15 protein-coding genes and 1 tRNA gene are annotated in these 13,173 nt (G+C 63.1%); 12 read left to right on the top strand and 4 right to left on the bottom strand.

Translation table 11 applies throughout. From position 1 onward, the window contains the following. The first annotated feature begins 2 nt into the window (after nt 1-2). Entirely contained in the window at nt 3-1,379 is a 1,377-nt protein-coding gene (locus tag EHO51_RS01210; protein ID WP_018407138.1) for an ATP-binding protein, read from the top strand. Between the two features lie 76 nt (nt 1,380-1,455). Here EHO51_RS01210 and EHO51_RS01205 read toward each other — a convergent pair whose 3' ends face one another. Both EHO51_RS01205 and EHO51_RS01200 read right to left on the bottom strand, forming a co-directional pair. After that, a complete protein-coding gene (locus EHO51_RS01205; RefSeq protein ID WP_124737356.1) occupies nt 1,456-1,851 on the bottom strand; it encodes a DUF3126 family protein in 396 nt (131 codons plus the stop codon). A gap of 122 nt (nt 1,852-1,973) precedes the next feature. Next, nucleotides 1,974-2,489, bottom strand: a complete 516-nt coding sequence (locus EHO51_RS01200) for a hypothetical protein (protein WP_124737355.1) — start codon at nt 2,487-2,489, stop codon at nt 1,974-1,976. Between the two features lie 236 nt (nt 2,490-2,725). Here EHO51_RS01200 and EHO51_RS01195 point away from each other — a divergent pair, with 236 nt between their 5' ends. The 8 genes from EHO51_RS01195 to EHO51_RS01160 all read left to right on the top strand — a co-directional run bounded on the left by EHO51_RS01195 (nt 2,726) and on the right by EHO51_RS01160 (nt 9,159). Beyond that, the gene (locus tag EHO51_RS01195; RefSeq protein WP_245434695.1) at nt 2,726-3,307 is read left to right on the top strand and encodes a DNA-3-methyladenine glycosylase I; all 582 of its coding nucleotides are present in this window, start codon (nt 2,726-2,728) and stop codon (nt 3,305-3,307) included. 4 nt (nt 3,308-3,311) lie between these two features. After that, nucleotides 3,312-3,944 (top strand): HD domain-containing protein, encoded by a 633-nt coding sequence (locus tag EHO51_RS01190; RefSeq protein WP_124737353.1) that lies wholly within the window; start codon nt 3,312-3,314, stop codon nt 3,942-3,944. Nucleotides 3,945-3,965: 21 nt separating this feature from the next. Further along, complete coding sequence (locus tag EHO51_RS01185) at nt 3,966-4,490, top strand: tyrosine phosphatase family protein (protein ID WP_124737352.1); 525 nt, start codon at nt 3,966-3,968, stop codon at nt 4,488-4,490. Then, the gene (locus EHO51_RS01180) at nt 4,450-5,478 is read left to right on the top strand and encodes an NUDIX hydrolase (RefSeq protein ID WP_029648146.1); all 1,029 of its coding nucleotides are present in this window, start codon (nt 4,450-4,452) and stop codon (nt 5,476-5,478) included. Before EHO51_RS01185 ends, EHO51_RS01180 begins: the two co-directional genes overlap by 41 nt. Nucleotides 5,479-5,562: 84 nt before the next feature. Further along, nucleotides 5,563-6,330 carry a hypothetical protein gene (locus EHO51_RS01175; RefSeq protein WP_164479319.1) on the top strand — a complete coding sequence of 256 codons (768 nt, stop codon included), beginning with the start codon at nt 5,563-5,565 and terminating at the stop codon, nt 6,328-6,330. 128 nt (nt 6,331-6,458) lie between these two features. Then, on the top strand, nt 6,459-6,848 hold the full coding sequence (locus tag EHO51_RS01170) for a hypothetical protein (RefSeq protein WP_164479318.1): 390 nt from the start codon (nt 6,459-6,461) through the stop codon (nt 6,846-6,848). A 223-nt stretch (nt 6,849-7,071) separates the two neighbouring features. Further along, nucleotides 7,072-7,395: a response regulator gene (locus EHO51_RS01165; RefSeq protein WP_164479317.1), complete on the top strand. Its 324-nt coding sequence runs from the start codon at nt 7,072-7,074 to the stop codon at nt 7,393-7,395. Between the two features lie 339 nt (nt 7,396-7,734). After that, on the top strand, nt 7,735-9,159 hold the full coding sequence (locus EHO51_RS01160; protein WP_245434694.1) for a DUF882 domain-containing protein: 1,425 nt from the start codon (nt 7,735-7,737) through the stop codon (nt 9,157-9,159). A 143-nt stretch (nt 9,160-9,302) separates the two neighbouring features. Here EHO51_RS01160 and EHO51_RS21180 read toward each other — a convergent pair whose 3' ends face one another. Then, a complete protein-coding gene (locus tag EHO51_RS21180; RefSeq protein ID WP_281024502.1) occupies nt 9,303-9,428 on the bottom strand; it encodes a hypothetical protein in 126 nt (41 codons plus the stop codon). A gap of 184 nt (nt 9,429-9,612) precedes the next feature. Continuing rightward, a complete protein-coding gene (gene mdh / locus EHO51_RS01155) occupies nt 9,613-10,575 on the bottom strand; it encodes a malate dehydrogenase (RefSeq protein ID WP_026222759.1) in 963 nt (320 codons plus the stop codon). 241 nt (nt 10,576-10,816) lie between these two features. Here mdh and EHO51_RS01150 point away from each other — a divergent pair, with 241 nt between their 5' ends. The 3 genes from EHO51_RS01150 (at nt 10,817) to EHO51_RS01140 (ending at nt 13,111) form a co-directional block, all read left to right on the top strand. Next, complete coding sequence (locus tag EHO51_RS01150) at nt 10,817-11,368, top strand: hypothetical protein (protein ID WP_124737348.1); 552 nt, start codon at nt 10,817-10,819, stop codon at nt 11,366-11,368. A gap of 110 nt (nt 11,369-11,478) precedes the next feature. Beyond that, nucleotides 11,479-11,554: transfer RNA gene (locus tag EHO51_RS01145), tRNA-Lys, on the top strand. A gap of 522 nt (nt 11,555-12,076) precedes the next feature. Further along, the gene (locus EHO51_RS01140) at nt 12,077-13,111 is read left to right on the top strand and encodes an AI-2E family transporter (RefSeq protein ID WP_124737347.1); all 1,035 of its coding nucleotides are present in this window, start codon (nt 12,077-12,079) and stop codon (nt 13,109-13,111) included. Nucleotides 13,112-13,173: the final 62 nt, after the last annotated feature.

Below are 13,173 nucleotides of genomic sequence, written 5' to 3'. Positions count from 1 at the left end.
GCATGCCCCTTTCCTTCGTCTCCATTCGCTCCATCGCCGCGCGTCTGTTTCTGACTGCGGCGGCGATGAGTTCGGTCGTGCTGATCGTCGCCAGCATTCTTCTTACCGCCTACTACCGCAGCGAAGCGGAAGAGGTTTTCGAACGTCGCCTCGACGTTTACCTGCGCGCCATCGTCGCGGACGTGTCCGAGTCGGGACAGGAAGGACGCACCGGCCCTGGTCAGCTCGGCGACCCGCAATTCGAATTGCCGGGCTCGGGGTGGTACTGGCAGATCACGCGTCTCGACGACAAGTCTCATGACATCAAGGCGTCGCGCTCGCTCTTCGCCAACACGTTGCCCAAGCTCTCAGATCTTGGCGTCGCAGCGGAGGTCGGCGGCTTTCGCCGCGGCTACGGGCCGGGCCCGGACGGGCGCAGGCTGCGCATCGTCGAGCGCGTCATCGACGTCGGCGACGTCGGCATCTATCTCGTGCAGGTCGCAGGCAGCGGCGAAGAGATGGAAGAGCAAATCGCCCGCTTTCGATTCGCGCTGATCGTCGCTTTCGCGGCGCTCGCGATTGCGCTCGCCATCGGCGCCGCCTTTCAGGTCCGCTTCGGCTTGCGGCCTTTGAGGCAATTGCAGCGCGAACTCGCATCGATCCGCGGCGGCGAACGGGAGCGCATCATCGACGCCTACCCGAGCGAAGTCGCGCCGCTCGCCGAAGAGCTTAATCTGCTGATCAGCGCCAATCGCGACATTCTCGAACGCGCGCGCACGCAGGTCGGCAATCTCGCCCATGCGCTGAAAACGCCGCTCTCCGTCATCGTCAATGAAGCCGATTCCGCGCCAGGGCAACTCGCCGGGAAAGTTCAAGAACAGGCGCAGATCATGCGCGATCAGATCTCCTTCTATCTCGACCGGGCGCGGGCTGCGGCGCGCGGCGGCGCGCTCGGCGCCGCGACGCAGATTGCGCCGTCGATCGAGGCCTTGCTGCGCGCCTTTAGCAAAATCTATGGCGACAAGGGCGTGATCTTTTCTGGCGGCGCCGATCCGCGTCTGCGCTTTCTTGGCGAGCGCCAGGACCTCGAGGAAATGATCGGCAATCTCCTCGACAACGCCGGCAAATGGGCGAAGAGCAGGGTGACAATCGACGTCTGCGTCGAAGGCGCGTCGCGGCCGACGCTGCGCGTCACCATCGACGACGACGGGCCGGGACTTGCTTCGCATTTGCGCGCGGCGGCGACGCAGCGTGGGCGGCGTCTCGACGAAACCAAGCCTGGATCAGGTCTCGGCCTGTCGATTGTCGTCGATCTCGCCGCCGCCTATGGCGGCTCGCTGCAGCTCAACGACAGCCCCAGCGGCGGTTTGCACGCAGAGCTTCGATTGCCGGGGTTTTGAACTGCGTGGGTCCGCCCCTAAGCAAGGCCCCGGACCGATCAGCGATCGAAGGGGCCGCCCCGATTCGGGCAGCGCGTCACTCTTCTTCGAGATCGAAATCGAGAATCGCGACTTGCAGCGTGAAGCTCGACAGCTTCGGATCGTCAGCGGAGATGACGCCGAGAAATTCGCCGTCGGCGTTGAGTTCGACGGAATCCATTTTGCGCCCGCGCGCCACGATCGACAGGCGATCGTTTTCGAAGAGCTTGCGCAAATAGGACTGCAGCACTTCGCGTCCAACGGGAATTTTCATCTCGAAGGCGAAGGAACGATCGCCGTCTTCGTCGTCGACCGAGATCGAAGCGATCCTTCGCTCGCCAAGATGCACGGCGGCGTCGTCCGGATTCTTCGGATCCGCTGTGACGCGAACGCCCTCATTGCCGAGCGCACGGCGCAGGAACGCCTGCAGTTTTCGCAACTCGGTTTTATCCAAACGCCCGCCCTCGTTCAGCGATCAGCTTCATTCCCTCTGCCACGACGCCTTTCGCCGAGCAAGAGCGCAAGAAAAACGCCCGGCGGAGAGCCGCCGGGCGACGACAAAAAGCGCGAAGAGCGTTATTCGCCTGCGGCTTTCAGCCTCTTGTTGCATTCGCTCCAATATTTTGGCCAGGTGATTTTTGAACCGGCCTTTTTGAGCTCAGCCTTTTTCGCCTTCCATTCCTCGCTGCATTTCTTCTGGCGCTCGCGCGTCGCGGTTTTCGGGTCCGTCGCGGGTTTGGGGCTCGGGGTCACTTCGGTCGCGGCGGGCGGAGGAGTCGGCTCGACAGGCTTGGTTTCGGTCACCGGCGGCGGCGGCGTAGGCTTCGACTCCGCGGCGGCTGGCGGCGGCGTCTCGGGCTTCGCCTCGGCAGGCTTGGTCTGTTCGGCGAGCCGGCCGCGACAGGCTTTCAAAAATTCCTGCCAGCTCTGGCCGCCGAGTTCGTTGGCGGCCTTAGCCGCCTGGTATTGCGACCCGCATTCCTTCAATACATTGGCCTGCGCATACGCGTCCCCTGAGCTCGCGGCGAGGGCGACGGCGACGGCCAGAGCGCCGCCGGCCGCAGCGTAAGAAACAGCGATACGGATCCCCATATAAATTCTCCATTGATGGACGGCGCGAACTGAGCCGCAACAACTGCGACGGCGCAATAGAAGCAGGACGCGCGCCATCTGCGCCCGCCGGGGCCGACGATAGTCCCAACTTGGTTGTGAACGCAATCCGAACGCGCGATAAAGCCCGAACACGCGGCGTTTTTTCGTCCGCTTTCTAAAGGTGAGTCTTGGCAAGCGTTCGGGAACAGCCGGCAAGTTGGCGCGAACTCGCGGTCGTGTCCCATCTCGACGGGCTGAAACGTTGTCCGTGGCCCGGCGTCGATCCGCTTTACCTCGACTATCACGACAACGAGTGGGGGAGGCCCGAGCGGGACGGCCGGGCGCTCTTCGAAAAGCTGACGCTCGACGGCTTTCAGGCTGGCCTCTCGTGGATCACCATTCTGCGCAAACGTGAGGCGTTTCGCGCCGCCTTCGACGGCTTCGATCCAGCAAAGATCGCGAGATTTGATCAGAACCGCGTCGCGGCGCTGATGGGCAATGATGCTATCGTGCGCAACCGCGCAAAAATCGAAGGCGCCGTGCTCTCGGCGCAGGCGTGGCTGGAGATTCAGGCGACGACCGGCTTTTCGGATTATCTGTGGGGTTTCGTGGACGGACGACCAATCGTCAATCACTGGACGCGCATGAGCGACGTGCCGACGCAAACCCCGCTTTCCGAACGCCTCTCCAAAGATCTCAAGGCGCGCGGCTTCAAATTCTGCGGACCGACGATCGTCTACGCTTTCATGCAGGCGGTCGGCATGGTGGACGATCATCTGACGGGCTGCCATCGCCACGCAGGCGGCGAGGGCGGCTGACGCGATGCGCTCCCCTCCAGCAAAAAATCGCGGGCGGCCGACGCCCGGCGAAGCGCCCCGCGCTTGGCAGCGCATGTTGTCCGGACGCCGGCTCGATCTGCTCGACCCTTCGCCGCTCGACGTGGAGATCGAAGATATCGCGCATGGGCTCGCGCGCGTCGCGCGATGGAACGGTCAGACGATCGGCGCGCATATTTTTTCGGTCGCGCAACACAGCATGCTCGTGGAAAAAGTCGCAAGCGCGCTCGACCCCGCGATCGGCCGAACCGAGCGGCTTTACATGTTGCTGCATGACGCCCCGGAATATGTGATCGGCGATATGATCTCCCCCTTCAAGGCGGCGATCGGCGACGCATACAAAAGCGTCGAGCACCGCATATTGGGCGCGATTCTCCTGCGTTTCTCTCTGCCGCCGACGCCCGCTCCCGCACTGCGGCGCCTGTGCAAAGAGGCCGATCGCGCCGCCGCTTTTTTTGAGGCCGTGCAGCTTGCGGGCTTTACACGGGGCGAAGCCGAGCGCATCTTCGGCCGCCCGGCGATCCCGCCGCAGCCCTTCATTGACGAACTCGCCCCGGCTCCCATCGAGGAGACGCAGGCGCGTTTTCTCGCTCGGTTTCGGGCGGTCGACGAAAGTTGAAGAAGAACGTCGGGGAGAGAAATGCCGAATGGGCGCCTGTACGTCTGTTCCCTGACTAAGGTGGTCGACACGGTGCGCGATAGCGGCGCACGCTCGCTTGTCACCATTCTTACCGCCGGGGCGTCGCTTGTTCGGCCTTGCGAAATCTCCCGCGAGCGCCATTTGCGCATCGCTGTCTCCGACATCGACGCGCCGCGGGGGGGACACATCCTCCCGGGCGAGGAACATATCAATCGGCTGCTTGCTTTCCTTGAGGAATGGGACCGCTCCGCGCCGCTCGTCATACACTGTTACGCTGGGGTGAGCCGATCGCCCGCAGCGGCCTTTGTCGCGGCCTGTGCTTTAGCGCCGCGTCGCAGCGAAATGGAGATCGCGCGCGAACTGCGCCGCGTCTCGCCGACCGCGACCCCGAACAGACGGATGGTCGCGCTCGCCGACGAAAGGCTCGGGCGGAACGGGCGAATGTCCGCCGCGATCGCCGCGATCGGACGCGGGACCGACTGCTATGAGGGAGCGCCCTTCGCCCTGGAATTCGCCGACGCCTAGCCGAGCCGCCGAAGAGCTCGCGCCCCTTTCCCCGCCCGTCGAAATCGGCCTGACCGCCGCAATCGTCGCCGTTCGAGACGACGAGCCCTTGATCCTGACGACGCGCGCGGACGGGCCGGCCAGCATCGCCGCCCTTCCCTCCGGACCTTTCGATCCGATCCGCCATCGCACCTTCGAAATCGGCCTGCGCGAATGGGTCGCCGAGCAGACCGGCGCGCCGCTGGGCTATGTCGAGCAGCTCTATACATTCGGCGATCGCGGACGCCACGCCCGCGCCGGCGACCGCGATCCGCACGTCGTCTCGGTCGGCTATTTGGCGTTGACGCGCATCCGCGACGACGCCGATCGGCGCGCAAGCGTCTGGCGGAGCTGGCATGATTTCTTTCCCTGGGAGGATTGGCGCAAAGGTCCGCCCGTGGTGCTCGAGGAAACGATCGCGCCGGGATTGACGGACTGGGTGGCCGAGGCGCCGGACGCCGTCTCCTCCTCGGGCGTCTCGCGCCGGGTGCGGGTCAATCTTCTCTTCGGCGGCAAGGGACGCGCATTCAATGAGGAGAACGTCCTTGAGCGCTACGAGCTTCTTTACGAGGCCGGGCTTCTCGAGGAGGCGCTGCGCGATGGTCGCGAATCGGCGGAAAAACGGGCGCCGCTGACGCCGCTCGGCACTCCGATGCGCCATGACCACCGCCGCATTCTCGCCACAGCCATGGGCAGACTGCGCGCCAAAATGAAATATCGTCCGGTGATCTTCGAGTTGATGGCGTCCGAGTTCACGCTGACCGAGCTGCAGCGGACAGTAGAAGCTATCGCTGGCCGACATCTGCATAAGCAGAACTTCCGCCGTCTGGTGGAATCAACGGCCATTGTCGAGCCGACGGGGGAAATGTCCTTAAAGACAGGCGGGCGCCCGGCGGCTCTATTCCATTTTCGCCGCAATGTTCTGCAAGAAAGGCCCGCGCCAGGGCTTCGCGTCGGCATTCGAGGCTGATGTCGCTCCTTTAAGGCGATGTTCACCGCGACATGGTGAATGTTCGCTGAAGCGAAGCCGCAATGCGTAGAGTAGAGGTGCGTCTTGGGCTATTTGTCGCCGCCCCCCATGCCGGCGCCGGTCGTCGTCTACAAGGACGTCGGCGGCCTGGTCAGCGATTATGAAGCGCTCACCGAACGATATCGCCGCGAGAATCGCGAGGTCAGGCTGCATGAATGCCGCTCGGCCTGCACGCTGGCGCTGAGCCTGCCCAACGTCTGCGTCTATCCGGATGCAAAGGTCAAATTTCATCAGGCCTATAACGCCATCAACCGGGAGGTCGACGTCGGCGTCTCATCCCGGCTGTTTGCCTCCTACCCGACCGCCGTGCAGGCGCGTCTTGGCTATCTGACCCGAGAATATCGCGTATTGACCGGGATGGAGCTGATCGCTCTTGGCATGCGCAATTGCGAGGGCGGCCCGACCATGATCGCAAGCCGCAAGCAGCGCGCGCCTTCGACCAGCGTCGCCAGCGCACGGCCCGATGGGCAGTCCGGCGGGAGCCTCGCCGCCTTTGGCGACATCGCGCAGAAGGTGCAGTCCGCAGTCGCCACCGCCCTTGCGAGCACAGGCGGCCGGACCGATCCGATCCATGTCGCCGTCGCCGACCGTCAACAGTTGACGGGGTTGGCGCGCGGCGGCGAAGAGGCGAATGCGCTACCTGAGCCCGCGCCGCTGCCGCCGCGCCGGCCGGCGTCCGAGGCCTTCGCGGCCGAGGATCGGGCGCCGATGTCTCCCGCCTATCTGCAACTCATCAGCGGAGCGCAGCCCATCCTGGGGCCGCGGCTCGTGCGCACAGTGGCCTCGAACTGAGCGGCGACAACCTAGGCTGAGGCCTAGCGTAGCTGTGTGATCGGCATTCCGGATGTCGTGCTTGGCAAAGGCGGCATGATTTCAGCGGCCGCAAAAAGCGGACGTTCATACGACGCGTTCACCGCGGCATGCAGATCAATCATTGCGATTCGCTGCGGGCTTACGGCGAATTCCTGCAGCGTGACCATCAGGAGTCGGCGCGACTGTTCGCGATCCTCTTGATCAATGTAACGAGTTTCTTCCGTGACGCCGAAGCTTTCGACGCTTTGGAAAAAATCGTTGTTCCGCGTTTTTTTAGCTACGGCGCCGTTAGTCTGAAAGAGGTGGTGCGCCGGCGCTCGCGCCCTATTTCTCCGAGGGCAGCCAGCTGCTTGCCTTTCGAGACCATCGATCACGCTGCCGCCCAAGACTGCAAGCGTTGGCAGACCTTGGATGAACTCCCGACCAATGCCGTCGCTATCGAACAGTCCGGGGCATGTTTCGGTCGATCGGTCTTTGGTGGCGGCGCCGGACGATAGAGCGTCGACGCTGACGCTCAGGTGGCGCGAGGTTGGGCCCCGCGCGGCGGACCAAAGAAAGGGGCTTTGGTCTGACGCTCATTGAACGCGAAGTGAGTTACGGGGCGAGACCGAGTTTTCGGGAACGTTCATAATTCCCTTGAACAGAGGCCGAATAGCGGCGTGGGAGATCATGGCGAGTTCAACGATAACCGGAAAGCGCGTCCTCATTGTCGAGGATGAATTGATCATCTCGATGATGCTCGAATGCGAATTGAACGACAGCGGTTGTGAAGTCATCGGCCCCACGCCCTCCGTTGAAGCCGCATTGCGGCTCATCGACGAGGAGCGTCTGGACTGCGCCCTGCTCGATTACCAACTTGGTGACGAGACCAGCGGAAGAATTGCTTCCGTGCTGGCCGAGCGAAATATCCCGTTTTTGCTGATGACGGGACATTGCGCGGGCGACCTGCCGCTTGAACTGCGAGACAAGACTCTCCTGCGGAAGCCGGTGACGGGCAAAGCTCTACGGGCGGCTCTCGAAGCCATCCTAAATATTGCTGCGTGAACTGTGCGGCGAAGCTCGAGCAATTTTTCGCCACGATGTTGCCCTAGCCTCTAAATTGGTGGGGAATCAGGGCGGTAACGACGCCGAGGGGCAAAGCCGTCTAACTGCGGATTCCGCATCGAATTTTTTCGCCCGCCTCGCGCCATCGGCGCGAAGGCGCTTTCCGGCCGAACGGCCAGAAGGCTTGTTAGTTTCACGGGCACGTCGGTTCAGGCGCGCTTCAAGCGGGACGGGAAGCAGCTATTGACGACGCCTCGCTCCAGCGCGCGCCTGATTTCCGCTCCGCTTTCGACAGTTCTAGGCCTTGTGGTCTTTTGTCTGGCGACGCTCGCGCCAAAGATGACCGAAACCGCGGTCGCCAATGGCGACACAAGAACCATTCATCTCTACCACGCCCATACGCATGAATCGATTTCGGCGACGTATCTCGTCAACGGGCAATATGACGCCCAAGTCCTTCAGCAGTTGAACTGGTTCCTGCGCGACTGGCGTCGCGACGAGCCGACCAATATGGACCCTCGCCTCTTCGACGTCGTGTGGGAGGCCTATCGCCATGCGGGCGCCGGCGATCAGGTCGTGCATGTCGTCTCCGCCTATCGCTCTCCAGAGACAAACGCCATGCTGCGCGCCCGGTCGCGCGCCGTCGCCAAATATTCGCAGCACATGCTGGGCAAGGCGATGGACACCACCATGCCGGGAATGCCGATGTCGCAAATTCGCGAAATCGGCATGCGCATGCAGCGCGGCGGCGTCGGCTATTATCCGACGGCGGGCACGCCTTTCGTCCATCTCGACGTCGGCAATGTGCGGGCCTGGCCGCGCATGAACTACGACGAGCTCGTGCGGCTCTTCCCCGACGGCAAGACTGTGCATTTGCCGACCAACGGCCAGCCGCTCGCGCGCTATGAAGAGGCGCGCGCCGAGATCGAGGCGCGCGGCGACGGCGCTTACGTCGTTGCGCCTCGCCGCACGTTTGGCGGCTTCTTCGCCATGCTGTTTGGCGGCGGCGCTGGGGGTGGCGAAGAAGACGATGCGGAGGTCACCGCGCCGGCGCCCAGCACCCGCAAGCAATGGGCTTCGCTCGCGCCGCGGCAGACGCGCGGGACAAGCGGCGAAATGGAAGAGCAAAGCGCGGCTGCCGCCCCGACCGACGCCTATCGCTACGGCGCGAAAGAGCTTTCGCGGGCGGAGTCCGATTTGCCGCGTGGCGAGACGACCCTATCAGCGCCGGGCGCAGAAGCGCCGGAGCAAGAGCCGCCCGCCGCGAAGCTTCCGACAGTTAGAGCGCCGCTGCCGCCGCAGCGTCCGGCCTCGCTCGCCGCCCGCGCGGATGGGCGGACGGCGCATGACAGGTCAGCCGAACTGCAAAGCGCGGTCGATTTTCAGGACGCCGACGGCGCTGAACGCCGTTCGGGCACAATGCCGGCAGCTGATGCGCCGCCACGCCGTTCAAAGCTCGCGTCTGCGCCCCTGCCCCCCATTCGGCCGGGGATCCCCCATGCGAAGGCGACGAGCGCGATCGCGCGGCTGGTCGACTCGCCCAAGAATGAGACGAGAAAGTCGAGAGCGGCGGCCCGGCACGAGTCGCTCGCCTATGCGCCTGAGCCGCCGCAGGGCGCTGAGCCGTCGGACGCCGCCACAGCGGAAAAAAATGCGAACTCGGTCCCCGATGAAGCAACTGCTCGCGGCGCAACCCCACTCCTCGGCTCATCGACCGGCCTTCGAGCAGCCGCCCGCTCCCGCGGACGCAGTCACTTGAAATAGGATGTCTCAGCCGGCCAGGACGTGGAGACCCGCGCGCGGTGAGACTGACGCATGGGGGAAGTTTTTTCGAAGCTTTTTAGAATTGCGCTGTACGAGCCACGCTGTCGTATCAAACCTATAGATCAAGGCTCGACGTTAAAAACTCAGGGCAAAAGAGCAACGGCGTTTATCGCCGCGACGCCGATAAGGATTGCCGCCCGCGCTGCAAAGTAAAGCGTGCCGGCGATGGCGAGTATTTTAATAAAGCCAAAAGCGTCAGGGTCGAACATGGCTTCGCGTCCACTGGAGCAAGCCTGAACCTCTCAGTGAGAATCAGTCTTCAGACAGTCTAACCCCTAACTTGCAAAGAATGTTCCTACGGTCGCGCCCAAGCGCCAGGGGCCGGGAGTCGCCGTCCCAGCTTGCGCCGCAAGCAAGTTGCCGCCTGGATCGGCGGGCGCGGTCAGAGAAGCGTCAGGCGAAAGCCGGGTCGAGCGCCTTGGCGGCTTCCAGCAGCGTCCGAACCGAGGCGACGGATTTTTCAAACATCGCCCGCTCGGCAGCGTCGAGCTTGATCTCCATCACCCTCTCGACGCCATTCGCGCCGATGACCACGGGAACGCCGACATAGAGTCCGTTCACGCCATACTGGCCGGTGAGATAGGCGGCGCAGGGCATCACCCGCCGCTTATCCTTGAGGTAGCTCTCGGCCATGGCGATCGCCGCGGTCGCCGGCGCATAATAGGCGGAGCCGGTCTTGAGAAGCCCGACGATCTCGCCGCCGCCCTTGCGCGTGCGCTCGACGATCGCGTCGATGCGCGCCTGCGTGGTCCATCCCATGGCCACGAGATCCGGCAAAGGCACGCCGGCCACCGTCGAATAGCGCACGGACGGCACCATGTCGTCGCCATGGCCGCCCAGAACGAAGGCGCTCACGTCTTCGACCGAAACATTGAGCTCCTCGGCCAGGAAATAGCGAAAGCGCGAAGAATCAAGCATGCCCGCCATGCCGACGATGCGCTGCGTCGGCAGGCCGGACGCCTTCTGCAGCGCCCACACCATGACGTCGAGCGGATTGGTGATGCAGATGACAAAGGCGTTCGGCGCATAGCGCTTGATGCCCGCGCCGACCTTGGCGATGACGCCGAGATTGACCGACAGAAGATCGTCGCGGCTCATCCCCGGCTGGCGCGGCACGCCGGCCGTAACGATGACGACGTCCGCCCCCTCGATCGCCGAATAGTCGGAGCCGCCGGTGAGTTTAGCGTCGAACCCCGCGACGGGAGACGACTGGGCGATGTCGAGCGCCTTGCCTTGCGGCACGCCGTCGACGATGTCGAAAAGAACGATGTCGCCTAGTTCCTTGAGGCCGGCGAGATGGGCAAGCGTTCCGCCGATATTGCCGGCGCCGATCAAAGCGATTTTTCTTCGCGACATAATCAAACTCGTTCTTTGCTTCTGGGAAACAGCTACCGCGCTTTTGCGGCGGTGGGAAGACTTCTCGGCGCTTGTCGTAAGCAGAGCCTTACAAGGAGACGCGGAGTCTCCGCGACCCAACAGCGCGCCCCGCGGTTTCCTGGCGCGGGCGAATGTCGCAGGGATTGCGGGCCGTCGCGGCGCTCCTTACCTGCGAAGCTCGAGGGGAGCGCGCGCGAACCGCTTGTTGGAAGGGCGACCTATGAAAAACCAGTTTTTGCTGAAACGCCTGTGCGCGGCCACGCTCGCGGCGAGCGCCTTTTGCTTTGCTCCAGCCGCGGCGCAGGCGGCGGATCCGGACGAATCCGAGCTTCTGGAGCATTTCGAGAAGGTCGACGTCTGGCACGCTCCGGTCGATTATAGCGTCCGCTACAACAACCAGGACGTGATCGTCACCCGCGAGATGGTGGCGCAGCCTGCCCCTCAGGGGGAGCTCTGCTATATCCGCTTCGATCTCATTAAGGGCGAGGGCGATTACGGCTACGGCTTCAAGCCGGGCGCGCCGCGCGACGCGCATTGGGGCTTCAATGTGCTGAAAAGAGGCACGGTTGTCGACCAGTTGGCCTCGCAGCTCAAGATGCACGTCATTTATTTTTACACGCAAGGGCCGAAGACCGAGGCGGCCAAGGCCGTTTGCGCGCGCAAACAGGCCGCGCCTACGCCCGCCGCGGGCAACGCCCACAAGGGCCCGTGGGCTGATCTCGTGACGAAAGCACGTCTGATCCACGGATGGCCGGCGGCGCACGCGCCCTAATCCGGCGCAGAAAATGCGGGCGGGCGCGCGTAACGCTGGACAGCGGCGAGCGGGTTTGATATTCGCACCGCTCGTTCGAAGCAGCGTCGCGCTCGCGGCGCTCGACGGACGGGCGCATAGCTCAGTTGGTAGAGCAGCTGACTCTTAATCAGCGGGTCCAAGGTTCGAGCCCTTGTGCGCCCACCACTTATCACTTGAAACGTATAGTCTATTTGGCATGCCGATCCTGCGCCAGTTATTGGCGTGGGGCTGGAATACACGCGCATAGTGGCAACTCACGCCCTATGATCGAGGCGCTGCTGAAACGCCGCTCAATATTGGTGCGTGAACCGCAGATGATCTTGCCGGAAACCATTAGGCGGCGCCGCGCCAAAAACAGAGCCGCCAAGAACAGAGTCATTAGATTTTCGAGGTGAGCGCCGCGCCATGACGACGATTTCGGTCGCCGCATGCGCTATCCGCTCAAAAAGTTCAGCAAGAGCGGCAAACGCGTTGTTGAGGCGCGAATTCCTCTTCTTCAGCCGCCTCTTCGGGAGCAAGCAACTGTTTGCGCGCACTTAACTGCGTCACCTTCCGATCATCAAAAATTGCTCTAAGGTTTTCAAATTCGCACAACCGGCTCGAGTCGTAGCCCGTGACCAAGAGTGTAACTCTTTGTCTAACGCGCGCGGTCGATTAATATCTTGGTCGTAGCAGAGCGGGTCCCAGATGAAGATCAATTTTCTGACCAAGAGCATCGATCAGAACGACTTCGCCTCTCGAACAGCCGTGGTGGCTATGATCGCGGCGGCGACCGGGGCCGTCGTATTCGTTCTTTGGCAGCTGACGGATCTTCTCCCGGCGGTTTTCGCGACGATTCTCATCGCGCTCGCTTGGCGTGGCGTCGCCGGGCGGGTCTCCAGCCTTCTTGGCCTTTCGCAGGGCGTGTCGCTCGCGTTGGTCGCGCTTGGCACGCTCGCTTCCATCGTTGTGGCGTTGATGCTGTTCGGCGGTCAGCTCGTGCGTCAATATGACGAGGTCGCTCTCGACATTCCCGCTGCGATCGCCATGCTCGAGCGCTTGGTGGAAGAGCACCCGTGGGGACGTTTCGTCGAAAAATTTGTGGTGCACGTCGACTTTTCCAAAATGACGACCCCGGTCGCCCAGCAATTTGGCGCTTTCCTCGGTTCTGTCGGCAATGGCCTTGCCTATGGGATATTCACGATCATTGGCGCCGCATATCTTGCCGCCGATCCAGGGAGGTACGCCGCTGGCGTAATCGCCTTGACGCCTGCGTCGCGGCGCACCGACATGGCGCTGTTTTTGGACCGGTCAGGCGCCGTCTTGCGGCAGTGGCTTTTCATCCAACTCTATGTCGTCGCCATGAACGCGCTCTTCGCAGGGGCGGCTCTCTGGGCCTTTGGCGTCCCAGCGCCGCTGGCGCTCGCGACAATCAGCGGCGCGCTAGCGTTCGTCCCCTATTTCGGCTCGATCATCGCAATGATTATCGGGGTGCTGGTCGCGTTGCCGCACGGACTGGACAACGCCGCCCTTGCGGCGCTTGCGATCGGATCCGCGAGTTTCATCGAAGGCTATCTGATCACGCCCTATCTACAGAGCCGTTCACTTATGGTGCCGCCGGTCGTGCTGCTATTCTGCATGCTTGCCTTCGCCTCGCTGTTCGGGACGATGGGCGTGGTGTTGGCGGTGCCGGCGACGGTCGTTCTGTCCGTCGCCTATGGCGTCTTCGCCGAAAATCGATAGAAGGACGGGCTTTTTTGCTGTCGGCGCCTGCCCAGCAGTGCGCATGCAAAGTCGGCCGACAA

Origin of the sequence: Methylocystis rosea (assembly GCF_003855495.1) — a bacterium.
GTDB classification, from domain to species: domain Bacteria; phylum Pseudomonadota; class Alphaproteobacteria; order Rhizobiales; family Beijerinckiaceae; genus Methylocystis; species Methylocystis rosea_A.
Note: the sequence above shows the minus strand (reverse complement) of the source record. Positions and strands in the feature narration are given on the sequence as shown.